The organism is Qipengyuania sp. GPGPB31, assembly GCF_038396345.1.
GTDB classification, from domain to species: Bacteria; Pseudomonadota; Alphaproteobacteria; order Sphingomonadales; family Sphingomonadaceae; genus Qipengyuania; species Qipengyuania citrea.
Genome location: NZ_CP149572.1, coordinates 1,156,343 through 1,178,158 on the forward strand (window position 1 = coordinate 1,156,343; position 21,816 = coordinate 1,178,158).

21 protein-coding genes are annotated in these 21,816 nt (G+C 66.7%); 11 read left to right on the plus strand and 10 right to left on the minus strand.

The window, feature by feature from the left end; genetic code table 11:
* Window positions 1–170: 170 nt before the first annotated feature.
* Window positions 171–1,412, plus strand: a complete 1,242-nt coding sequence (locus WKH79_RS05925) for a hypothetical protein (protein ID WP_341859895.1) — start codon at window positions 171–173, stop codon at window positions 1,410–1,412.
* A 6-nt stretch (window positions 1,413–1,418) separates the two neighbouring features.
* On the opposite strand, the gene pgi is transcribed toward WKH79_RS05925, so the two are convergent.
* The gene (gene pgi, locus WKH79_RS05930; RefSeq protein ID WP_341859896.1) at window positions 1,419–2,969 is read right to left on the minus strand and encodes a glucose-6-phosphate isomerase; all 1,551 of its coding nucleotides are present in this window, start codon (window positions 2,967–2,969) and stop codon (window positions 1,419–1,421) included.
* Between the two features lie 69 nt (window positions 2,970–3,038).
* On the opposite strand from pgi, the gene lepB reads away from it, so the two are divergent.
* Genes lepB through WKH79_RS05955 form a run of 5 tightly spaced genes read left to right on the plus strand, consistent with a single transcriptional unit; the run spans window position 3,039 to window position 6,776 of the window.
* A complete protein-coding gene (gene lepB, locus WKH79_RS05935; protein ID WP_341859897.1) occupies window positions 3,039–3,938 on the plus strand; it encodes a signal peptidase I in 900 nt (299 codons plus the stop codon).
* The gene (rnc, locus tag WKH79_RS05940; RefSeq protein ID WP_050599274.1) at window positions 3,935–4,606 is read left to right on the plus strand and encodes a ribonuclease III; all 672 of its coding nucleotides are present in this window, start codon (window positions 3,935–3,937) and stop codon (window positions 4,604–4,606) included. Before lepB ends, rnc begins: the two co-directional genes overlap by 4 nt.
* Window positions 4,603–5,505 (plus strand): GTPase Era, encoded by a 903-nt coding sequence (era, locus tag WKH79_RS05945; RefSeq protein ID WP_341859898.1) that lies wholly within the window; start codon window positions 4,603–4,605, stop codon window positions 5,503–5,505. The genes rnc and era overlap by 4 nt, the downstream gene beginning before the upstream one ends.
* Window positions 5,506–5,523: 18 nt before the next feature.
* A complete protein-coding gene (locus WKH79_RS05950; RefSeq protein ID WP_341859899.1) occupies window positions 5,524–6,654 on the plus strand; it encodes a DUF4010 domain-containing protein in 1,131 nt (376 codons plus the stop codon).
* Window positions 6,651–6,776: a hypothetical protein gene (locus WKH79_RS05955; protein WP_341859900.1), complete on the plus strand. Its 126-nt coding sequence runs from the start codon at window positions 6,651–6,653 to the stop codon at window positions 6,774–6,776. Before WKH79_RS05950 ends, WKH79_RS05955 begins: the two co-directional genes overlap by 4 nt.
* A gap of 12 nt (window positions 6,777–6,788) precedes the next feature.
* On the opposite strand, the gene WKH79_RS05960 is transcribed toward WKH79_RS05955, so the two are convergent.
* The 4 genes from WKH79_RS05960 to plsY form a co-directional block, all read right to left on the minus strand.
* On the minus strand, window positions 6,789–6,971 hold the full coding sequence (locus WKH79_RS05960; RefSeq protein ID WP_050599265.1) for a hypothetical protein: 183 nt from the start codon (window positions 6,969–6,971) through the stop codon (window positions 6,789–6,791).
* Window positions 6,971–9,562, minus strand: coding sequence for a type I DNA topoisomerase (gene topA / locus WKH79_RS05965; RefSeq protein ID WP_341859901.1), 2,592 nt, complete (start codon window positions 9,560–9,562; stop codon window positions 6,971–6,973). Before topA ends, WKH79_RS05960 begins: the two co-directional genes overlap by 1 nt.
* A gap of 123 nt (window positions 9,563–9,685) precedes the next feature.
* On the minus strand, window positions 9,686–10,792 hold the full coding sequence (gene dprA / locus WKH79_RS05970) for a DNA-processing protein DprA (protein ID WP_341859902.1): 1,107 nt from the start codon (window positions 10,790–10,792) through the stop codon (window positions 9,686–9,688).
* Window positions 10,789–11,394, minus strand: a complete 606-nt coding sequence (gene plsY, locus WKH79_RS05975; RefSeq protein WP_341859903.1) for a glycerol-3-phosphate 1-O-acyltransferase PlsY — start codon at window positions 11,392–11,394, stop codon at window positions 10,789–10,791. Before plsY ends, dprA begins: the two co-directional genes overlap by 4 nt.
* Before the next feature lie 125 nt (window positions 11,395–11,519).
* On the opposite strand from plsY, the gene murI reads away from it, so the two are divergent.
* From murI to WKH79_RS06000, 5 genes are all read left to right on the plus strand, one after another.
* Window positions 11,520–12,323, plus strand: a complete 804-nt coding sequence (murI, locus tag WKH79_RS05980; RefSeq protein WP_341859904.1) for a glutamate racemase — start codon at window positions 11,520–11,522, stop codon at window positions 12,321–12,323.
* Between the two features lie 108 nt (window positions 12,324–12,431).
* Window positions 12,432–13,652 (plus strand): 5-aminolevulinate synthase, encoded by a 1,221-nt coding sequence (gene hemA / locus WKH79_RS05985; protein ID WP_050599270.1) that lies wholly within the window; start codon window positions 12,432–12,434, stop codon window positions 13,650–13,652.
* A gap of 51 nt (window positions 13,653–13,703) precedes the next feature.
* Window positions 13,704–14,903, plus strand: coding sequence for a cell wall hydrolase (locus WKH79_RS05990; RefSeq protein ID WP_341859905.1), 1,200 nt, complete (start codon window positions 13,704–13,706; stop codon window positions 14,901–14,903).
* Between the two features lie 64 nt (window positions 14,904–14,967).
* Window positions 14,968–15,660, plus strand: a complete 693-nt coding sequence (locus WKH79_RS05995; protein WP_202392394.1) for a nitroreductase — start codon at window positions 14,968–14,970, stop codon at window positions 15,658–15,660.
* Window positions 15,657–16,430 carry a hypothetical protein gene (locus WKH79_RS06000; RefSeq protein ID WP_230833772.1) on the plus strand — a complete coding sequence of 258 codons (774 nt, stop codon included), beginning with the start codon at window positions 15,657–15,659 and terminating at the stop codon, window positions 16,428–16,430. Before WKH79_RS05995 ends, WKH79_RS06000 begins: the two co-directional genes overlap by 4 nt.
* Here the strand turns inward: WKH79_RS06000 and WKH79_RS06005 are convergent.
* From WKH79_RS06005 to WKH79_RS06025, 5 genes are all read right to left on the minus strand, one after another.
* Entirely contained in the window at window positions 16,427–17,053 is a 627-nt protein-coding gene (locus tag WKH79_RS06005; RefSeq protein ID WP_050600333.1) for a 2-hydroxychromene-2-carboxylate isomerase, read from the minus strand. The two genes, WKH79_RS06000 and WKH79_RS06005, sit on opposite strands and share 4 nt — an antisense overlap.
* Window positions 17,050–17,748, minus strand: coding sequence for a glutathione S-transferase N-terminal domain-containing protein (locus WKH79_RS06010; RefSeq protein WP_341859907.1), 699 nt, complete (start codon window positions 17,746–17,748; stop codon window positions 17,050–17,052). Before WKH79_RS06010 ends, WKH79_RS06005 begins: the two co-directional genes overlap by 4 nt.
* Window positions 17,749–17,872: 124 nt before the next feature.
* Window positions 17,873–19,075, minus strand: a complete 1,203-nt coding sequence (locus WKH79_RS06015) for a type III PLP-dependent enzyme (RefSeq protein ID WP_341859908.1) — start codon at window positions 19,073–19,075, stop codon at window positions 17,873–17,875.
* A gap of 188 nt (window positions 19,076–19,263) precedes the next feature.
* The gene (locus tag WKH79_RS06020; protein ID WP_341859909.1) at window positions 19,264–20,442 is read right to left on the minus strand and encodes a carboxynorspermidine decarboxylase; all 1,179 of its coding nucleotides are present in this window, start codon (window positions 20,440–20,442) and stop codon (window positions 19,264–19,266) included.
* A gap of 104 nt (window positions 20,443–20,546) precedes the next feature.
* Window positions 20,547–21,758 carry a saccharopine dehydrogenase family protein gene (locus tag WKH79_RS06025; protein ID WP_063505084.1) on the minus strand — a complete coding sequence of 404 codons (1,212 nt, stop codon included), beginning with the start codon at window positions 21,756–21,758 and terminating at the stop codon, window positions 20,547–20,549.
* Between the last annotated feature and the right edge of the window lie 58 nt (window positions 21,759–21,816).

A 21,816-nucleotide genomic window follows, 5' to 3' on the forward strand; every position in this document is an offset into this window, starting at 1 on the left:
GCTGTAAACCGATCGCCGCTTCACGCTGGCTAGCGCGCTTCGATGGAGTGCAGATGGGCGCAAAGGCGCGGAATGTCAATTTGTTTCGCAAGAACGAACGATCATTTCGCTTGCGTGACCGGCAATTTCGGAAGCATCGTCCGCGCCTTGCGGAGCCTTGGGGATATAAGATGAGAAACGCGATCCTGCGCCGTCTGGCGGGCCCCGGCCTGATCTTTACCGGTTCTGCCATCGGTACTTCGCATCTCGTGCAATCGACCCGCGCGGGTGCGATGTTCGGGGTCGCCCTGCTGGGCGTGATCGTGCTCTCGACCTTGCTCAAATATCCCGCCTACCGCTTCGGCGTCGATTACGCACATGCACGCGGGCGTTCGCTGCTGTCCGGCTATCGCGAGCTGGGCCCATGGGCGGTGTGGCTGTTCCTCGTCGCCGTGATCCCGCTGGTACCGATCGTCTATGCCGCGCTGGGCGCAGCGACGGCAGGAATCTTCGCTGCCGTGTTCGGCCCGCTGCTGCCGCTGCCGGTCATGGGATCGCTGGTGATCGCGCTCGCCTCCGCGCTGCTCTTCGCCGGCGGGTACCGGCTGCTCGACCGGGTCAACGGCGTGCTGCTCGCCTTCCTCGTCATCGCGACGGTGGCGGCCACCATCATGGTCCTGCCGCGCGTCGAATGGGCGACGCTGACCGATTTCGGCTGGACGCGGCAGACCGCCGCGCTGCTGTTCATCGTCGCGCTGGCGGGCTTCATGCCCAACCCGCTCGACGTCTCGGTCGCTCTGTCGCTGTGGAAGGTGGAAGCCGACCGCACTTTGCCCACAGGCGCACATCCCACGTTAGCGCAGGCGCGCAGCAGCTTCCTGTGGCCCTATGTCATGACCACGCTGATGGCGCTGTGCTTCTGCATCATGGGCGCGGGCGTGATGCATGCACAGGATATCGCCCCGCTGTCCGATGCGCCGGGCTTCGCGGGCCAGCTGGTGAACCTCTACCGCGAAGCGCTCGGGCCGACCGCCGCAGCGCTGGCCGCCGTGGCCGCGCTCTCGGTGATGCTGACCACGGTGATCGCCGCGATCGACGCCTATGCCCGCACCCTGCCCGCCGCGATCCAAGTCCTGCGCGGCGCGGAACAGCAGAGCGGCACGCGCACGCAATATGTACTAAGCACGCTGGCGCTGGCCGGACTGTCGATCTTAGTGCTGTTCACCGCGATGGGCGCGTTCACGAGCTTCCTCGACTTCGTGACCAGCGCCACCTTCGTGGTCGCGCCGCTGCTCGCGCTGCTGAACTACCTCGTTGTGACGCGCTGCGAACTGCCCACCGACGCGAGGCCAAGCACCGCAATCAAGGCGCTGAGCCTGACGGGCACAGTGGTGATGGGCGCGTTGGCTGTGATGTATTTCGTGCTGGTTTGAAGTTGCTCACCCCAACCCAGCGGCATCCAGCAGCGCCTCGGTGCTTGCATCGAACGCCTCGCCGCCCTGTTCGATCGCCTTGGCCATCTGCTTGCCCAGTTCGACCCCGAACTGGTCGAAGGGATTGATCCCCATCAACACCGCGCTGGCGAAGACGCGGTGTTCGTGGAAGGCGATCAGCGCGCCCAGTGCGGCGGCGTCGAGGTCGTCGCACAGGATCGTCGCGCTGGGGCGGTCTCCGGGGTAATTGCGAGCGGGGTCCTCGCCCTGCTTGCCCGCCATCAGCGCCGCGCCTTGCGCAAAGCAGTTCATCAGCAGGATGCGGTGGTGCGCGGGGTCGAGCTCGTCGCCCGGGGCGATGCTGGCGATGAAATCGACCGGCACCAGATGCGTGCCCTGGTGGAGCAGCTGGAACACTGCGTGCTGCGCATCGGTACCCACCCCGCCCCAGGTGATCGGCGCGGTCGGGCCATCGACCGGCTGCATGTCGGCAGTGACGCGCTTGCCGTTCGATTCCATCTCGAGCTGCTGGAGGTAGTCGGGGAACAGCCCCAGCCGTTCGTCATAGGCGAACACCGCGCGGGTCTGGCAGCCGCGCACGCGGGTGTAGTAGAGATCGGCAAAGGCCGCGCGCAGCACGAGGTTGGCCGCGCCGTCGGTGTCGCGGAAATGTTCGTCCACTGCCTTGGCGCCTGCGAGCATGGCGCGGAAATCGTCCATCCCCACCGCCATGGCGATCGGAAAGCCGATCGAGGACCAGATCGAATAGCGCCCGCCGACGCTTTCCTGGAACGGCAGGATGCGCGTTTCGTCGACGCCCCATTCGACCGCGCCTTCGGGATTGGCAGTCAGCGCGATGACGCGCCCACCGGGGTCGGAGACGCCATTGTCACCCAGCCATTTGAGCGCGCTGGCGGCATTGGTCATGGTCTCGATGGTGGTGAAGGTCTTGCTCGCCACCGCGATCAGCGTCTTGGCCGGGTCGCATTTCGCGAAGGCTGCCTCGAGCGCGACCCCGTCGATGTTGGAGACGACATGGACGTCGCAATAGCTGAGGTCGCGGCCGAGCGCGTCGACCCCCAGCGCGGGGCCGAGTGCACTGCCGCCGATCCCGATGTGGATCAGGTGCTCGATCTCGCCCAGCGCGCCCTGGTGGATCGCCTCGACCAGCATGCCCATGCGGTCGATCAGCGCCATCGCCTCCTCGACCTTGGCGCCTTCGCCCGTGCCGCGCAGCGTCGCGTGGTCGGCGGCGCGGCCTTCGGTCGGGTTGACCACTTCGCCGGCGAACAACTTTGCGCGCATGCCGGCGAAGTCCATCGCCTCGGCCAGCTCTTCGAAGCCCGCGACCACGGCGCGGTCGAGATGCGTCTTCGACCAGTCGAACAGGATCCCGCCCTCCTCGAGCTCGATCCGGCCCGAGAGCATCGCGACCCGGTCGGCGCCGCCGGGCTCGTCAGCGCCTTCGCCGCCATCGCGCGCGGCGCTGAACAATTCGCCCAGTGTCGGGCGCGGCAGGGTTTCCAGGCGGGTCCAGAGCTGGGCGGCGGTGGTCATGGCGGGCAAAAATCCTTTGATGGCTGCGCTCCTGCGACTAGGGAACTCGGCAATGATTGAGAACCCCGCATGACACAGCAAACGCTGGATACCGCTACGCCTGCCGCCGGCCCGGGCGAGACCGAGAAAAAGGAAAGCCTTGGCAGTTTCCTGTGGTTCGTCACCAAACTGGTGATCGCGGTGCTGATCTTCCGCAGCTTCATCTTCTCGCCCTTCACCATTCCCAGCGAAAGCATGCTGCCGAACCTGCGCAATGGCGATTACCTGGTCGCGGCGAAATGGCCCTACGGCTTTTCCAACCTGTCGCTGCCGGGCGAACCGGCGCTGTTCGACGGGCGCATCTTCGCCAGCCTGCCCGACCGCGGCGATGTCGTCATCTTCAAGCATCCGGTGACCGGCGCGGATTACGTCAAGCGCGTGATCGGGCTGCCCGGCGATACGCTGGCGCTGGAAAACGGCCGCGTGATCCTTAACGGCGCGCCGCTGCCCAAGCAGCCCGCGGGCGCCGCCGATATCGCGATGGGCCCCAACACCGCCTGCCGCAGCGATGGCGGGGTCGTGGTCGATGGCGGGACCACCTGCCGCTACCGCCAGTTCCGCGAGACCCTGCCGTCGGGCAAAAGCTACCTGACGATCGATTTCGGCACCGTCGGGCCGCGCTTCCTCAGCGATGGCGCGCGCGGTGTCGCCACCGACGAACGCGGCAACCCGCTGCGCATCGACCCCGACAATGCCGCGCCGATCGTGGTTCCCGCAGGCCAGCTGTTCGTGATGGGCGACAACCGCGACAATTCGCTCGACAGCCGCTTCCCGGCCGTGCGCGACGGTGGCGTCGGACTGGTCGATACCGACCTGCTGGTGGGCCGCGCCAGCCGCGTACTGTGGTCGACCGACGGCAGCGCCGAATGGCTGCTGCCGTGGACCTGGTTCACCGCCGCGCGCTGGGACCGGATCGGGGCCGACATATGAGCGCGCTCGACCCGGATGCCCGCGACTGGCTGACCCGCACGGGCTTCACCGTGCAGGACGAGGCGCTGTGGTTCGCCGCGCTGACGCATGGCAGCATGGGCGAAACGCGCGATTACGAGCGGCTCGAATTCCTCGGCGACCGCGTGCTCGGCCTCGCGATCGCCGACTGGCTCTATGCGCAAAGCGAAGCGCCCGAGGGCAAGTTGGCGCAGCGGCTCAACGCGATCGTCAGCCGGGCGATGTGCGCGCAGGTGGCGCGCGGCATCGGGTTGGCGCCGCATATCCGGATCTCGCGCCAGGCGAGCAGCGATGGCGGCCGCGACAGCGACAACATCCTCGGCGACGTGATGGAAGCGCTGCTCGGCGCGCAATTCCTCGACAACGGCTTCGCCGCGGCGCGCGACGTCGTGCGCCTGCTGTGGCGTCCGGCGCTGGAAAGCGGCGCGGGCAAGTCGAAACACCCCAAGAGCGCGTTGCAGGAATGGGCCGCGGGCAATCAGCGGCGCCCGCCCGAATACGAGCTGATCGAGCGGTCGGGCCCCGATCACGCGGCGCGCTTCACCGTGCGGGTGAAAGTCCACAAGGTCGGCGAGGCCGAAGGCACCGCGGGCAGCAAGCAGGAAGCCGAAAAACAGGCGGCACGCATATTCATGGAGACATTCGGGTGACGCAGGAAAGAACCAAATGCGGCGTGGTCGCAGTGCTGGGTGCGCCCAATGCGGGCAAGAGCACGCTGGTCAACCAGCTGGTCGGCCAGAAGGTCGCGATCACCAGCGCCAAGGCGCAGACCACGCGGGCGCGGATGATGGGCATCGCGCTGCACGGCGACACACAGATGATCCTCGTCGACACGCCGGGCATCTTCGCGCCCAAGCGGCGGCTCGACCGGGCGATGGTCAGCGCTGCCTGGGAAGGCGCTGAGGCGGCCGATGCGCTGCTGCTGCTGGTCGATCCGCTCAAGCAGCGGCGGCACGAGCTGGAACCGCTGCTCGAACAGATCGCCGCGCGGCCCGAACGCAAGATCCTCGTGCTCAACAAGGTCGACCGGGCGAAGAAGGAACCGCTGCTGGCGCTGGCGCAGGAGCTGACCGGAAAGGTCGGATTCGAGACGGTCTATTTCGTCTCTGCGCTGACCGGCGACGGAGTGGACGAGATGAAGGACGCGCTGGCTGCCATGATGCCCGAAGGCGCGTGGATGTATCCCGAAGACCAGGTCAGCGATGCCAGCGAACGCCTGCTCGCCACCGAAATCACGCGCGAGCAGCTGTACCAGCAGCTGCACGAGGAACTGCCCTACGACAGCGCGGTGCGGCCCGAGAAATACATCCAGCGCAAGGACGGCAGCGTCGAGATCCACCAGCAGATCGTGGTGATGCGCGACAACCAGCGGATGATCGTGCTCGGCAAGGGTGGCAGCCGGATCAAGGCGATCGGCCAGGCCGCGCGCGAGGAGCTGAGCGAACTGCTCGGCCAGAAGGTCCACCTGTTCCTCCACGTGAAGACCGACGAACGCTGGAGCGAGGACAAGGAAATGTTCGAGGAAATGGGATTGGACTGGAAGAGCTAGGAGCTCTTCATCCAGCAGATGTTCGCGATCGATTCCCTCCCCCAGATGGCTGCCGCGCTCGCGGCCGGGCTGCTGGTGGGGATCGAACGGGGATGGAAGCTGCGTGACGAAACCCCCGGCATGCGGGTTGCCGGGATTCGCACATTCACCCTGCTGGGCGCCGCGGCAGGCGTCGCGGGAATCATCGCGGGCCACGGCTTCGCAGCGGCCTCGGGTCTCCTGGTTGCAGCGGCCACCGCCATCGTCGCGATCGGCTATTCACGCGCGGTGCTCGACAGCGGCCGGCCCGATGCGACCAGCGCCATCGCCGCGATGGTCACGCTGGGCCTCGGGTTCCTGGCCGGGATCGGCGAGGAGGCACTCGCGGTTGCGGGCGCGGCGGTGGTCACGCTGATCCTAGCGCTGCGCACCGAAGTCCACCGCTGGGTCGGCGCGCTCGACGAAGCCGATATCAAGGCCTTCACGCGTTATGCGGTGATCGCGCTGGCGGTGTTCCCCTTCCTGCCCGAAGGGCGCTACGGCCCCTACGACGCGTGGGAGCCGCGCACCTTGTGGCTGGTGGTCATCATCGTCACCGGCTTTTCCTTCGCCGGCTATGTCGCCAACCGCCTGTTCGGCGCGCGCCGCGGGACCATTGCGACCGCCGTCATCGGCGGCGCCTACAGTTCCACCGCGGTGACGCATTCCTTCGCCCAGCGGCTTGGCGCAGGCGCCGGGCACGGTGCGGAGAACGCGGGCATCGCGCTGGCCAGCGCGGTCATGTATCTGCGGGTGATCATCCTGGTCGCGGTGCTGGCAACGAGCCTGCTGGCCGATTTCGCGATCCTCGTCGCCCCGGCGCTGCTGGCGGGCTTCGCTGCGGCGCTGTGGCTCTACCGAGCGGCGCCCGCAACCACTGGCCCCGCCCCGCCCGGCAATCCGATCGCCATGCTGCCCGCGCTGACCTTCGTCGCCTTCGTGGCCGTGGCTGCGGTCGCCGCGCGCTGGGCCGAAACGCGCTTCGGCGAGGAAGGGATCGCAGTCCTGCTGCTGCTGATGGGCAGCATGGACGTCGATGCCGCCATCGTAACCGCCGGCGGGCTGGAGCCGGGCACCATCGCCCCCGGCTCGCCGCGCTTGCCATCGCGGGAACGATCCTTGCCAATATGAGCGTGAAACTGGGTGTCACGCTTGCCTATGGCGGACGCGAGGCCCGCCCCGCGGCATGGGCGCTGGGCGCCAGCATGGTGGCGCTGGCGGCAACCCTCGCCGCGGGTTACGTGCGCCTCTGATCGGGCGGTCCCCTACCGCTTCTTCAGGATCTCGATCTTGTTCTTCTTGGCGAAGTCCTTGGTCGATTCCTCGCTGCGGCCGATCGCCTTGGCGATTTCCCTGAGGCCCTTGCCCTTGCCCGCGAGCAGCCGCAATTGCCCCGCTTCCTCGGACTTCCACGGCTGCTTGTGGCGTTCGAAGCGCTCCTTCGCCATCAACCGGCCTCCGCCTTCTTGGTAGCTGCCTTTTTGGCCGGGGCCTTCTTCTTCGCGGGGGCCTTCTTGGCGGCGGGCTTCTTCTTCGCTGCCGCCTTCTTCTTGGGCGCGGCCTTCTTCTTTTTTGCCGGGCCCTTGGCGGCGCGCGCATCGATCAGTTCGATCGCCTGCGCCTCGGTGACGTCCTCGGGCTTCATGTCCTTGGGGATCGTGGCATTGGTGGTGCCATCGGTGACATAGGGGCCGTAGCGGCCCGGCATCACCTTCATCTCGCCGCCGCTGGTCGGGTGTTCGCCCAGCGTCTTGATCGGCTCAGCCTTGCCGCGCGTGCCGCCCTTGCGATTGGCGGCTTCGGCAAGCAGCGTGACCGCCGCGTTCATGCCGGTGTCGAACACGTCGCGCGTGCTCTGCAGCTTGGCGTATTTGCCATCATGCCGCAGGTACGGGCCGTAACGTCCTATCGCGGCTTCAATATCCTTGCCGGTCTCGGGATGCTGGCCGACGATGCGCGGCAGGCTGAGCAGCTTGAGGGCCCATTCGAGATCGAAATCGTCGAGGTCCTTGGGGATGCTCGCGCGCTTGGCTTCCTTGCCTTCGCCCAGCTGGATGTAGGGGCCGAAGCGCCCCGTCTTGCGTTCGACCGGCAGGCCGGTTTCGGGATCCTCGCCCATCACCCCGTCATCGGCGCCGTCATCGCCGTCGCCGCCGGGTTTGGCGAACTGGCGGGTGAACTTGCAGTCGGGGTAATTGGCGCAGGCGACGAACGCGCCATAGCGGCCACCGCGCAGCGCCAGCCGGCCGCCTTCGCGGCCTTCGGTTTCGCACAGCGGGCAATGGCGCGGGTCCTTGCCGTCGGCGCGTTCGGGGAACAGGTAGTCGGACAGGAATTCGTCGAGCACCTCGGTCACTTCCGAAGGCTTCTTGTCCATCACCTCTTCGGTCTTGGGCTTGAAGTCGCGCCAGAAGGCCTCGAGCAGCTTCTTCCAGTCCTCGCGCCCGTCGCTGACGGTGTCGAGCTCGTCCTCGAGCCCGGCGGTGTAGTCGAAGGCGACATATTGCGGGAAGAAGCGTTCGAGGAAAGCAGTCAGCAGTCGCCCGCTTTCCTCGGCGAAGAAGCGGTTCTTCTCCATTCGCACATAGGCACGGTCGCGCAGCGTCTGGATGGTGCTGGCATAGGTCGAGGGGCGGCCGATGCCGAGCTCCTCGAGCCGCTTGACCAGGCTCGCTTCGGAAAAACGCGGCGGCGGCTGGGTGAAGTGCTGGTTGGCGTCAACGCCGCGCTTGAGCGGGCTGTCGCCCTTGCTCATCGCGGGAAGCAGGCCGTCCTCGTCGTCATCGGCATCGTCGCGGCCTTCCTGGTAGACCGCGAAGAAGCCCGGATATTTCACCACCTGGCCGGTGGCGCGCAATTCGTGCTGGCCGGTGGCTTCGCGCAGCGTGACCGTGGTGCGCTCGAGCTGCGCGGCCGCCATCTGGCTGGCCATCGCGCGCTTGAACACCAGATCGTAAAGCTTGCCCTCGTCGCCCGAACCCACGCGGTCGCGCGAGAAATCGGTCGGCCGGATCGCTTCGTGCGCTTCTTGCGCGTTCTTGGCCTTCGACTGGTAGATGCGCGGCTTTTCGGGCAGCGCATGGCCGCCATAGCGATCGGACACCGCCTTGCGGCATTCCGAAATCGCGCTGCCATCCATCTGCACGCCGTCGGTACGCATGTAGGTGATCGCGCCCGCTTCATAGAGCGATTGCGCGAGCCGCATCGTGTGGCTCGCGGAGAAGCCCAGCTTGCGCGCGGCTTCCTGTTGCAGCGTCGAGGTGGTGAACGGCGGCGCGGGATTGCGCTTGAACGGCTTGGTCTCGATCTCCTCGATCGTGAAATTGCCCGCTTCGACCGCCGCCTTGGCGGCCATGGCGCTGGCTTCATCGCCCAGCGTGAGCTTGTCGAGCTTCTTGCCGCCGTACTTGACCAGCCGCGCGTCGAACTCGCTGCCGTCCTGCTGCAGCTTGGCGATCACCGACCAGTATTCGTCGGCGCGGAAATGCTCGATCTCGATTTCGCGGCCGACGATCAGCCGCAGCGCGACCGACTGCACGCGGCCCGCGCTTTTCGCGCCGGGCAGGCGGCGCCAGAGCACCGGCGACAGCGTGAAGCCATAGAGATAGTCGAGCGCGCGGCGCGCCAGATAGGCGTCGATCAGCGGCTGGTCGAGCTCGCGCGGGGTCTTCATCGCCTCGGTCACCGCCTGCTTGGTGATAGCGTTGAACGTCACGCGGTCGACCTTCTCGGGCAGCGTCTTGCGCTTCCTGAGCAGTTCCTGGACGTGCCACGAAATCGCCTCGCCTTCGCGGTCAGGGTCAGTCGCGAGGACGAGGCGGGTGGCCTGTTTCGACGCGTCGCTGATTTCCTTGAAGCGCTTCTGCTTGTCGCGATAGAGTTCCCAGTCCATCGCGAAGCCTTCGTCGGGGCGCACGCTGCCGTCCTTGGGCGGCAGGTCGCGGACGTGACCGTAGCTGGCGAGAACCTTGAAGTCCTTGCCGAGATATTTCTCGATGGTTTTCGCCTTCGCGGGCGATTCGACGATGACCAGTTGCATGGTGGTGTGGGCAGTCCCTTACGTGTGTACGTGCGTATACGCGCGAAAATGGGACCGGGGTTCGGAAGGCGTCAAGCGGCAAAACGCCCAGGCCCGCCCGCACCGACTTGGCCGCGCATGCCGTCAGCGTACGCTGACGCGGCCCCCGGCATGGCGCTGGAGCCGACCGGCGATCTCCAGTTCGAGCAGCGCGAGCTGCACCGCGGCGGCGCTTTCACCCGACTGGCGGATCAGTTCGTCGATCCCCACCGGTGCGGTCGTGAGCCGCGCGGCGATATCGGCGGGCTCGGCCGCAGCGATGTCCTCGGGCGTGTAGTCGAAGCCATTGGCGGGTTCGCGGAAGGTCGAGCGCGGTTCGCCGGCGAAGGTGCTCAGCAGTTCGACCACTTCACCCGGCTCCTGCACCAGCACCGCGCCTTCGCGGATGAGGTGGTTGCAGCCGTGGCTGCGCGGCTCGAGCGGGCTGCCGGGGATCGCCATGACCTCGCGCCCCGCCTCGCCCGCGAGCCGCGCGGTGATGAGGCTGCCCGATTTGACCGCCGCCTCCACCACCAGCGTCCCGCCTGCCAGCCCGGCGATGATCCGGTTGCGGCTGGGGAAATGGCTGCCACGCGGTTCGGTGCCCGGCGGCTGTTCGGCCAGCAGCAGCCCTTCGCTGGCGATCCGCTCCTGCAGATCGGCGTGCTGCGGCGGATAGGCAATGTCGATCCCACTGGCGATCACGCCCACGGTGTGCGGAAAGGCGCCCTCATGCGCGGCGCCGTCGATCCCGCGCGCCAGCCCCGAAACCACGGTGAAACCCGCCTCGGCCAGCCCGCTGGCGAAATCGCGCGCCAGCTTGACCGCTGCCGCGCTGGCATTGCGCGCTCCGACCATGGCGACGCAGGGGCGTGCGGCCAGCGCCAGATCGCCGCGCCAGATCAGGATCGGCGGCGCGCTTTCGAGCTGGCCGAGCAGCGCGGGGTAATCGGGCTGGTCGTGGAACAGGTATTTCGCGCCCGCCTTGCGCACTGCCTCGACCTCGCGCTCCACCGTCTCGGCGGCGGTGGCGCGGTACTGGCGCCCGCCGCGCCGGCCCAGATCGGGCAGCGCCTCGAGCGCCTGCACCGCACTGCCGAAACGCTGCAGCAGCATGGCATAGCTCACCGGGCCGATATTGGGCGAGCGCAGCAGTCGGATGCGGGCGAAAGCCTCGTCCTGCGACAGGGCCGAGGTCGCCGCGCCGGTCATCCCCCGGCGGTGTCCTTGCTGCCGCCGACGCGGGGCTCCTCGCCCCTGGCCAGCCGCGCGATATTTTCGCGGTGGAGGTAGATGATCAACAGCGCGATCGCGCCGAGCACGGGGAAGAACTGCGGATAGCCGAACAGCGGCGCGGCGGCCGCCGCCGCGACCACCGCAGCCATTCCGGCAAGCGAGGAGATACGGAAGATCGCCAAAACGCTGAGCCAGACGAAGGCGTAGGCCAGCCCCAGCGGCCAGGCGAGCCCGAAGGCCACGCCGGCATTGGTCGCCACGCCCTTGCCGCCCTTGAAGCCGAGCCAGACGGGGAAGCAGTGACCGAGCACCGCGGCCCCGGCGGCAAACGCCATCGCCACTTCGCCCCACAGATGGCCGGCAACCGCGACCGGCGCGAAGCCTTTGAGCAGGTCGAGCACCAGCGTGCCCGCCGCGAGCCCCTTGTTGCCGGTCCGCAGCACGTTGGTGGCGCCGATATTGCCACTGCCGATCTGGCGCACGTCGCCCATGCCCGCCGCCTTGGTCAGCAGCAGACCGAAGGGAATCGAGCCGATCAGATAGCCGAGCAGCGCGGCCCAGATCAGGTTGGTGGTCATATCGGTCGGCACAGCACACTCCGCAAAACAGGAAACCGTTCGAGCCGAGCTTGTCGAAACCCCGCACTTTCTTCTACCGCCCTAAATGGAAACACGGCCACTCGACAAGCGCAGGACACACGGAATTGGATCAACCGGCCCAAGACTCACCCATCCTGCTGTTCGATTCGGGTGTCGGCGGGCTGACCGTGCTGGGCGAGCTGCGCGAGCTGCTGCCGCAGGCACCGGTGATCTACGCCGCGGACATGGCCGGCCTGCCCTATGGCGCGAAGAGCGAGGCCGAAATCGCCGCCCGGGTTGCCGGGCTGCTCGGGCGGATGGCCGAACGCTACCAGCCGCGGCTGATCTGCATCGCCTGCAACACCGCCAGCACGATCGCGCTGGGCATGGTGCGCGACGTGCTCGAAACGCCGATCGTAGGCACGGTGCCCGCGATCAAGCCCGCGGCGAAGATGACCCGGACCGGCGTAATCGGCCTGCTGGGCACCGAGGCGACGATGCGGCAGGCCTATGTCGACGAGCTCGAACGCGAATTCGTCGGCGACTGCACGCTGCTGCGCTGCGGCGCGAACAACCTCGTCGCGCTGGGCGAGGCCAAGCTGCGTGGCGAGAGCGTCGATGTCGACGATGTCGCGCGCGCTGCAGCGGGGCTGGTGCTGCAGAACCACGGTGAGCGACTCGACACGGTGATCCTCGCCTGCACCCATTTCCCGCTGCTCGAGGACGAATTGCGGCAGGCGTTCGGCGAAGGCGTGGCGTTCATCCACGGCGCCGAGGGGATCGCGCGGCGCATCGTATCGCTGACCGAGGGGCAGGATTTCGCGCGCAGTGCCCCCGATTTCGCGGTAGGAACGGGAGAGCTGGCCGATTTCCAACGACTTGCGCCGGCCTTCGCGCGCTACGGGATCGACGATCTGCGCGCGTTCTGATCTGCGAACCACTCGCAAAGATCGCGGTGGCGATTTGCAACGTATTCGATTAGGGCGACCCGCACAGGATGGCCGCGGAAGGCGGCGCAGATACGGGCGACTACGCCAGTGAACTACGACCAGATCTTCGACGAAGCGATTTCCCGGCTGCACGAGGAAGGCCGCTATCGCGTCTTTATCGATATCCTGCGCAACAAGGGCGCCTTCCCCAACGCGCGCTGTTTCGCGGGTCACAACGGGCCCAAGCCGGTCACCGTCTGGTGTTCGAACGACTACCTCGCGATGGGCCAGCACCCCAAGGTGATCTCCGCCATGGAAGAGGCGCTGCACGATGTCGGCGCGGGTTCGGGCGGCACGCGCAACATCGGCGGCAACACGCATTACCACGTCCAGCTCGAGGCCGAGCTTTCGGACCTGCACGGCAAGGACGCCGCGCTGCTGTTCACCAGCGGCTATGTCTCGAACGATGCGACGCTGTCGACCGTGGCCAAGCTGCTGCCCGGCTGCGTGATCTTCTCCGACGAACTCAACCATGCCAGCATGATCGCGGGGATCCGCAATTCGGGCTGCGAGAAGCGCGTCTTCCGCCACAACGATCTCGAGCACCTCGAAGAACTGCTCGCCTCCGAGGATGCCGACACGCCCAAGCTGATCGCCTTCGAAAGCGTCTATTCGATGGATGGCGACGTCGCCCCGATCCACGAAATCTGCGACCTTGCGGAAAAATACAACGCGCTGACCTATATCGACGAAGTCCACGCGGTGGGCATGTACGGCAAGCGCGGCGGCGGGATTTCCGAGCGCGACGAGGCCGCACACCGGATCGACATCATCGAAGGCACGCTGGGCAAGGCCTTCGGCGTGATGGGCGGCTATGTCGCGGCCGACAAGAAGATCATCGACTGCATCCGCTCCTATGCCCCGGGCTTCATCTTCACCACCTCGCTCAGCCCCGCGCTGGTAGCGGGCGTGCTTGCCTCGGTGCGGCATCTTAAGGAAAGCAGCGTCGAGCGCGAAGGCCAGCAGGCCGCCGCCGAACTGCTCAAGACCAAGATGCGCGACGCGGGCTTGCCGGTGATGGACAGCGTCACGCATATCGTCCCGCTGATGGTCGGCGACCCGGTGCATGCCAAGAAGATCAGCGACATCCTGCTCGCCGAATACGGCGTCTATGTGCAGCCGATCAATTTCCCCACCGTCCCGCGCGGCACCGAGCGTCTGCGCTTCACCCCCGGCCCTGCGCACACCGCCGAAATGATGGACGATCTGGTCGGCGCGCTGGTCGAGATCTGGGACCGGATGGACATGGAACTGGCCAAGGCGGCCTGACCGGCGCGCCTTGCGGCTGGTGCGGGCGCGAATTGCGCCTAGATAGCCGTAATGGACAGCGCCGCCCCCTCTGCCGAACCGCCGCGCGATAGCGCCGCTCTGGCCGCCTTCGCGGCGCTGGTGCTGCTCCCGCTCGTCCTGCTCGCAGTGGTCAGCGGCTGGTCTGCGTCCGGCGTGGCCCCGGCCGACCCGGCACCTGCCGCTGCGGACGGACCGCTTCCCGACCTCCCCGCCTCGCCCGAAGACACTGTGGTCGGGACCGAACTGGCCGCCGGCGATGCGCAGGCGCGCAATGCCGCGGTGGCGTTCGCAGCCATCGGCCCGGGCGCGCCCCTACCCTTCGGCTTTGCCGGGAATGCGGCCGACCGCCTGCGCGCGCGCGACTGCCTCGCGCTCGCCGGGATGGCGGAGGCGGGCGGCGCCGATGGCGACCAGCGCGCGGTGATGCAGGTGATCCTCAACCGCGTGCGCCATCCGGCCTTTGCGGGCACCGTCTGCGGGGTGGTGTTCGAAGGCTCGCAGCGGCCCACCGGCTGCCAGTTCAGCTTCACCTGCGACGGCTCGCTCGCGCGGCGCTATTCCGACGCGGCATGGAATGCGGCGCGCGCACGGGCGGAGGACATGCTGGGCGGCGCGACGCATGCCCCCGTCGGCAATGCCACGCATTTCCATGCCGACTATGTCTACCCGTGGTGGAGCGACCGGCTCGACAAGGTGGCCAAGGTCGGGCCGCATATCTTCTTCCGCTGGCGCGGCTTCTGGGGCAGCCGGCAGGCGCTCTCGGCACGCTATGCGGGCGGCGAACCCGATCCGCTGCGGCTGCGCGACACCGCGCTTGCCACCGCTGCCGCCAATGCGCTGCCCGGACTGCTGGGCAGCGGCGAGGCGGTGCGCAGCATCACCCGCGACAGCGTGGCGCGCGCCGCCGGCGAGCCGCCGCGCGCAGCCGCATCCTCCGGCCAGCCCGGCCCGGGCGCAGGCGTGCATTTCGTCCTCGTATCGCCGGGCGATTCGCCGGCCGCGCTGCTCGAGCGGGCGCGCAGCCTGTGCGCGGGCGGCGGCTACTGCCGCGTGCAGGGTTGGAGCGATCCCGCGCAGGTCCCGGCCAGCCTGCCGCTGAGCGATGCAGCACGGCGCAGCCTGCGGTTCAGTTTCGCCGCGGCGAATGCCAATGGCGGCGAAGCAATATTCTTCGATTGCCGCCTGTTTTCCGCGCCGGACATCGGAACCTGCCTGCCCGCAATCCCGTAGGGGATTTGTCCGCGTCGGTATGGCGCGCTAGGCATGGCAGTGAAACTTACGGGAGCGAGACTGAATGAGCGGCAATCCGGATATGACCTATGACGAAGTGGTGATGGGACGCCGCTCGATCCGCGGCTATCTCGACAAGCCGGTGCCGCGCGCGGTGATCGAGGAAGTGCTGACGCTCGCCATGCGCTCGCCCACCTCGATGAACACGCAGCCGTGGCATTTCCACGTCATCACCGGCGAACCGCTCGACCGGATCCGCAAGGGCAATACCGAACGCATCCTCGCGGGCGAGCCCGACAGCCGCGAGTTCCGCCGCGGCGAACCCTTCGCGGGCGTCCACCGCGAACGCCAGGTCGGCGTCGCCAAGCAATTGTTCGGCGCGATGGGGATCGAACGCGACGACAAGGAAAAGCGGCAGGACTGGGTGCTGCGCGGCTTCCGCCAGTTCGACGCGCCGGTCTGCGTCATCGTGACTTACGACCGCGAGCTGTCGGGCAGCGACGACACGCCTTTCGATTGCGGCGCGGTCACCACCGCGCTGGTCAATGCCGCATGGAGCCGCGGGCTCGGCTGCGTGATCAACAGCCAGGGAATCATGCAAAGCCCGGTGGTGCGCGAACATGCGGGCATCCCGGACGACCAGGTGATCATGAAGGCGGTCGCGCTGGGCTGGCCCGACGAGAGCTTCCCCGCCAATGCGGTGGTCAGCGAACGCAAGAGCGTGGACGAGGCCGCGCGCTTCGTAGGCTTTCCATGAGCGACCGGCTCGTCGACCTCGGCGAAGGCTTCTGGAGCCTGCGCGGCAGCCTGCGGCTTGGCGGGATCGTGGATATCGGCACGCAATGCGCGCTCGTCCGGCTGGCGAGCGGCAATTTCGTCTTTCTCGACAGCTATCCGCTGACCGACGCGATCCGCGCCCAAGTGGACGCGCTGACCGATGGCGGGACGAAGGTCGAGGCGATTCTCAACCTCCACCCCTTCCACACGCTGCACTGCGAATGGATGCATTCGGCTTTCCCGCAGGCCAAGCTTTACGGCACGGCGCGCCATGTCGATCACCTGCCCGAACTGCCGTGGGAAACGCTGCGCTGCGAACACGATGCGCTGGCCGAGCTGTATGCCGAGGATTTCGCCTTCTCGGTCCCGCGCGGGGTGACGCTGGTGAGCGACGACGAGAGCGTGCACTTCTCCTCGGTGCTGGCGCTGCACCGCGCGAGCGGCACGGTCCATGTCGACGACACCTTCGTCTACCTGCGCAAGGGTTTCCCGCTGTCGCTGCTGCCCTTTACCGGACGGTTCGGCTTCCACCCGACGCTGGCCAAGGCGCTCGAACCGCGTGCGGGCGCGGCAGACGAATTCCGCGAATGGGCGATCGAGCTGGGGATCGACTGGGCCGACGCGGGCTGCATCGCGGCCGCGCACAATGCGTTGTTGCCGCTCGACGCGGAAGAGCTGCCCGAGCTGATCGGCGCGGCGCTGGGCCGGGTCAAACCGGTGCTCGACGCCCACCGCGCCGAATACGGCTAGGCCAGCGCCGCCACCTTCGCGCGCACCAGCGGCAGCTGGTCGTTGCCGAAATACAGCTGCTCCTCGCCGGTGGGATCGTGGACGATGATCGTCGGCGACCCGAATGCCCCGCGCGCGATCGCCTCGTCGGTGTTGGCGCGCAGGCAATCCTTGACCGGCTGGCTGGCCGCGCGCTCGGCCAGCGCCGCGCCGCCCAGCCCTGCCTCATTGGCCACCGCCACCAGCACGGCCGGGTCGTCGAGATTGCGGGCGTGGGTGAAATAGGCCTCGAACGCGGCATGGGCAAAGCGCTCGAGCGCCTCCTGCTCTTCCTCGAGCGCGCAGCAGAAGCGCATCGCGTTGACCGATTTCAGCGGATGGTGCTCGGACGGGAAGTTCATCCCCACGCCTGCCAGTTCGGCCCACTGCTTCAGCCAGCCGAAACTGCGCGCCAGCCGCGCGGCGTTTTCAGGCTTGCGGCTTTCATAGACCGACGGGTTCACCGCGTTGAACACCCCGCCGACCAAGAAGGGCCGCCAGGCGATGGAATAGTCCAGTCCGTCCAGCGCGGGACGGATGTTGGCGAAGGCCAGCCGTGTCCACGGGCTCGACAGGTCGAAGAAGAACTCCACCCGCACGGTCATTGCACGCGCGCCTTGGCAGTGCCGAACAGGTTCTGGCGTTCCGCCGCGCTCATTTCCCCGCGCCGCGCCATATCGCTGCCCAGCGCCACCCCGCGACGCAGCCCCTCGCGCGTTTTGAGGGCATCGTACCACCGCTTAACATGCGGAAAGTCGGCCAGCGGGATGCCCTGCGCCTTCCATGTCCGCACCCACGGGAAACAGGCCATGTCGGCGATAGTGTAATCCGCCCCGGCGAGGTGTTCCTCCTGTGCCAGTTGCCGATCCATCACGCCGTAGACACGCAGCGCCTCGCGGTGGAACCGCTCGATCGCATAGGGCAGTTTCTCTTCGGCATAGAGGTGGAAGTGGCCGTGCTGGCCCAGCGTCGGGCCGAGATGGCCGACCTGCCAGAACAGCCACTGCCGCACGCGCGATTGCCCGCGCAAATCGGTCGGCAGGAAGCGCCCGGCCTTCTCCGCCAGATACAGCAGCACCGCACCCGATTCGAACACCGTCACCGGCTCGCCGCCGTCGGCGGGCGCGTGGTCGGTGATCGCGGGAATACGGCCATTGGGATTGATCGCGAGATATTCTTGCGAATGCTGGTCGCCCGCCGCCAGATTAACCCAGCGCGGCTCGTAGGCGAGCCCGCATTCCTCGAGCATGATGGCGACCTTCCACCCATTGGGCGCAGGCGCGGTGAAGAATTCGATCATGCGGCAGTCTCTCCCCTTCTCTCTCGCGAGGGAGAATTCAGGTCCGCGCCGGGTGATGCAAGCAAAAAGCCCCGGCGAGCGCGAGGCTGCCGGGGCTTATTGAGTCGATCCGTCGAGCAAATGGTTAGCGCAGGCTCACCACATTGTCCGCCGCAGGACGTTGGCGGCTGCCGTCGTAGAGGCTGGCCATCGGCTCGTCGGTGACGAGCACGCGGTCGGCCGCGCCGAAACCGTTGAAGTCGGTTTTCATCGCCGCGCCATAGGCACCGAGCATGCCGATCTCGATATAGTCGCCCGCCTGGATATCCTCGGGCAGGACGAAGGGGCCCTGCATGTAGTCGGCATCGTCGCAGGTCGGGCCGTAGAAGGCGAAATCCATGTCCGGCTTGATGAGGTCGTCCTCGAGCGCGCGGACGGGGAATTTCCAGTCCACATGCGCGGCATCGAACAGCGCGCCATAGGCGCCGTCGTTGATGTACAGCTCCTCGCCGCGGCGCTTCTCGACCTTGACGATAAGCGAGCTGTATTCGGCGCACAGCGCACGGCCGGGTTCGCACCACAGCTCGGCGTTGTACGCGATCGGCAGGTTGTAGAAGTTCTGGTGGATGATCTGGAAGTAGTCCTCCAGCGGCGGCGGCTCCATCCCCGGATAGACCGACGGGAAACCCCCGCCGACATCGATCATGTCGATCACCACCGAGGCCTCGCCGATGGCGATACGCACGCGTTCGAGCGCCTGGACGTAGGCAAAGGGCGTCATGGCCTGGCTGCCCACGTGGAAACACACTCCCAGCCAGTCGGCATGCTGGCGCGCCTGTTGCAGCAGCGCGGGCGCCTCGGTCAGGTCGCAGCCGAATTTCGACGCGAGGCTGAGTTCGGAATATTCGCTCGACACGCGCAGCCGGACGCACAGGCGCAGGTCCTGCGCCGGCTCGCCTTCATCGTCGCGGCAGGCTTCGACGATCTTCTCCAGTTCCTCGACCGAATCAAGGCTGAACGTGCGCACGCCGTGCTGGCGGTAGGCTTCGCGGATCGCGCTGGGCGCCTTGACCGGGTGCATGAAGCACAGCGTCGCGCCGGGCAGCGTGGCGCGCACCAGCCGCACTTCGGCGATCGAGGCGACGTCGTAATGCGTCACGCCATTGTCCCACAACACCTGCAGCAGGTCGGGCGAGGGATTCGCCTTTACCGCATAGAGCGACTTGCCCGGAAACTTCTCGACGAAGAATCGGGCGGCGCGCGCGGCGGCGTGCGGGCGATTAAGGATGATCGGTTCGTCCGGCTGGAGAGCGCGAACTACGGACCGGGCGTCAGGAAATGTGTGCAACTCAAGGGACCCCCAAAACGGCTAGGTTTCAGACAAGGCTGCCTTGCGGATCGGATCCCCTTGGGGCAGCGGAGCGGCGCACATAAGCGAGATGCGCGATAAAGCAAGCGGAATCGCAGCGTTCAGCCTCGTCGTCTTACCCTATCAAAGGCTGAGACGGCGCTGTGTTCCGCACCCCGGCCGCAACCCTAGCTCAGCCGGTCGCGGAAGGTGTCGTAACCGAACTCCTTGACCAGTTCGAGCTGGTCGCTGTCGCTGTCCCAGAGGTAGATGCTGGGCAGCTGGACGCCGTTGAAGGTGTTGGTCTTGACCATCGAATAATGCGCCTGATCGAGGAAGGCGAAGCGCTTGCCGACGTCCGCCCCGCCGGGAATCCGGTAATCGCCGATCACATCGCCCGCGAGGCAGGACGGGCCGCCGATCCGCACCGCGGGGACCGCCTCGTCACTGCTCTCGCCGAGCATGGCGGGGCGATAGGGCGCCTCGATCACGTCAGGCATGTGGCAGGTGGCCGATACGTCGGCCACCGCGACGGGCAGGCCGTTGAAACCGGTATCGAGGATCGTGCCCACCAATATGCCCGCATCGAGCGCGACCGCCTCGCCCGGTTCGAGATGGATTTCGGCGCCGGTATCATCCTTCGCATCGCGCAGGAACTCGATCAGCTCCTCGCGCTGGTAATCGGCGCGGGTGATGTGGTGCCCGCCGCCCATGTTGATCCATTTGAGCTGGCCGAACCACGGCTCGATGGCGTCGAACACCTTGTCCCAGGTGGCCAGCAGCGGCTCGAAATCCTGCTCGCACAGATTGTGGAAATGGATCCCGTCGACCTGCGCCATGATTTCGGGGGTCAGCTGGTCGAGCGGGAAGCCCAGCCGGCTGCCCGGGCTGGAGGGATCGTAACGCGGCACCTCGCCCGTGGGGTGCAGCGGGTTGATCCGCAGCCCGACATCGAAATCCTGCCCTGCGGCGCGCGCGTTCTCCATGATCAGCGTCGCGCGTTCGAGCTGGCCGGGCGAATTGAAGATCACATGGTCGGACAGGCGGCAGACCTCGTCGAGTTCCTCGGGCTTGTAGGCCGCCGAATAGGTCGCGATCTCGCCGTCGTAGAACTCGCTCGCCAGCCGCGCTTCCCACAGACCGCTCGTGCACACGCCGTCGAGATATTCGCCGATAATCGGCGCGGTCGCCCACATCGAGAAGGCCTTGAGCGCGCTGAGCATTTTGATCTCGGCCGCATCGCGCACTTCGGCCAGCACCTGGCAATTGGCGCGCAATTTCGCCGCGTCGACCACGAAGGCGGGACTGTCCACTCGGTCGAGGTCGAACTGGGCAAAAGCGCCCGGATCGCCAGCTTTGGTTTCCATGGCGTCAATTCCCTTTTAAAGCGGTATTCATCTGGCTTGCCGCGGCGGACGTCGCCCCCTCGCTCGCGGCGATCAAGGTCGCGTCCGCACGCCGGGCTTGCCCGCTAGAACCCGACCGGGCCGTCCAGTTCCTTGACCTGCCAGGGCAGGCCGTGGTCGTTCAGCATGTCCATGAAGGGATCGGGATCCATTTCTTCCATGTTGAACACGCCGTCGCCGGTCCATTTTCCGGTTACCATCATCGCGCTGCCGATCATTGCGGGGACGCCGGTGGTATAGGAAACCGCCTGGTTGCCGGTTTCCTCGTAAGCCGCTTCGTGGCTGCAGATATTGTTGATGTAGAAGGTCTTCTCACCCGAGCCGTCGAGCGCCTCGCCGGTCGCGATCACGCCGATATTGGTGTTGCCCTTGGTGGTTTCGCCCAGCGTTTCGGGCTTGGGCAGCACGGCGGCGAGGAACTGCAGCGGGATGATTTCCTTGCCCTGATACTTGACCGGGTCGATCCGTGTCATGCCGACATTCTGCAGCACGGTCAGGTGCTTGATGTATTCATCGCCGAAGGTCATCCAGAAGCGCGCCCGCTCCATCTCGGGGTTGAACTTGGCGAGGCTTTCGAGCTCCTCGTGATACATCATGTACATGTTCTTCGGGCCGACCGCCTCGAAGTCGAATTCGACCTTCTTGCCCATTGCCGGGGTCTCGACGAATTCGCCGTTTTCCCAGTGGCGCGCAGGCGCGGTGACTTCGCGGATGTTGATTTCCGGATTGAAATTGGTGGCGAAGGCCTGCCCGTGATCGCCGCCATTGCAATCGAGGATATCGAGCTGGCGGATCGACTTCAGCTTGTGTTTCTTGAGCCACATCGTGAAGACGCTGGTGACGCCCGGATCGAAGCCCGAACCCAGCAGCGCCATCAGCCCGGCATCCTTGAAGCGGTCGTGATAGGCCCACTGCCACTTGTATTCGAACTTGGCCTCGTCCTTCGGTTCGTAATTGGCGGTGTCGAGGTAATCGACGCCTGCTTCGAGGCACGCATCCATGATCGGCAGGTCCTGATACGGCAGCGCGAGATTGACGACGAGGCTCGGGCCGACCTTCCGGATCAGATTGACCATCGCCGGGACTTCCTCGGCGTCGATTTCATACGTCGCCACATCCTGCCCGGTACGCTCCTTCACGCTGGCGGCGATGCTGTCGCACTTGCTTTTCGTGCGGCTGGCGAGGTGGATGTCGCCGAAGATATCGGCGTTCATCGCCATCTTGTGGACGCAGACCGAGCTGACGCCGCCCGCACCGATCACCAGGACTGTGGACATGGGTAAACCTCTTTCGTGGAATTTCGAATCTTGCGCGCCCTCTAGCGAAATGCGCTAC

Coding starts and splice junctions, on each gene's coding strand:
- WKH79_RS05925 (WP_341859895.1), top strand. CDS start 171: ATGAGAAACGCGATCCTGCGCCGTCTGGCGGGCCCCGGCCTGATCTTT.
- pgi (WP_341859896.1), bottom strand. CDS start 2,969: ATGACCACCGCCGCCCAGCTCTGGACCCGCCTGGAAACCCTGCCGCGC.
- lepB (WP_341859897.1), top strand. CDS start 3,039: ATGACACAGCAAACGCTGGATACCGCTACGCCTGCCGCCGGCCCGGGC.
- rnc (WP_050599274.1), top strand. CDS start 3,935: ATGAGCGCGCTCGACCCGGATGCCCGCGACTGGCTGACCCGCACGGGC.
- WKH79_RS05950 (WP_341859899.1), top strand. CDS start 5,524: ATGTTCGCGATCGATTCCCTCCCCCAGATGGCTGCCGCGCTCGCGGCC.
- WKH79_RS05955 (WP_341859900.1), top strand. CDS start 6,651: ATGAGCGTGAAACTGGGTGTCACGCTTGCCTATGGCGGACGCGAGGCC.
- WKH79_RS05960 (WP_050599265.1), bottom strand. CDS start 6,971: ATGGCGAAGGAGCGCTTCGAACGCCACAAGCAGCCGTGGAAGTCCGAG.
- topA (WP_341859901.1), bottom strand. CDS start 9,562: ATGCAACTGGTCATCGTCGAATCGCCCGCGAAGGCGAAAACCATCGAG.
- dprA (WP_341859902.1), bottom strand. CDS start 10,792: ATGACCGGCGCGGCGACCTCGGCCCTGTCGCAGGACGAGGCTTTCGCC.
- plsY (WP_341859903.1), bottom strand. CDS start 11,394: ATGACCACCAACCTGATCTGGGCCGCGCTGCTCGGCTATCTGATCGGC.
- WKH79_RS05990 (WP_341859905.1), top strand. CDS start 13,704: ATGGACAGCGCCGCCCCCTCTGCCGAACCGCCGCGCGATAGCGCCGCT.
- WKH79_RS05995 (WP_202392394.1), top strand. CDS start 14,968: ATGAGCGGCAATCCGGATATGACCTATGACGAAGTGGTGATGGGACGC.
- WKH79_RS06000 (WP_230833772.1), top strand. CDS start 15,657: ATGAGCGACCGGCTCGTCGACCTCGGCGAAGGCTTCTGGAGCCTGCGC.
- WKH79_RS06005 (WP_050600333.1), bottom strand. CDS start 17,053: ATGACCGTGCGGGTGGAGTTCTTCTTCGACCTGTCGAGCCCGTGGACA.
- WKH79_RS06010 (WP_341859907.1), bottom strand. CDS start 17,748: ATGATCGAATTCTTCACCGCGCCTGCGCCCAATGGGTGGAAGGTCGCC.
- WKH79_RS06020 (WP_341859909.1), bottom strand. CDS start 20,442: ATGGAAACCAAAGCTGGCGATCCGGGCGCTTTTGCCCAGTTCGACCTC.
- WKH79_RS06025 (WP_063505084.1), bottom strand. CDS start 21,758: ATGTCCACAGTCCTGGTGATCGGTGCGGGCGGCGTCAGCTCGGTCTGC.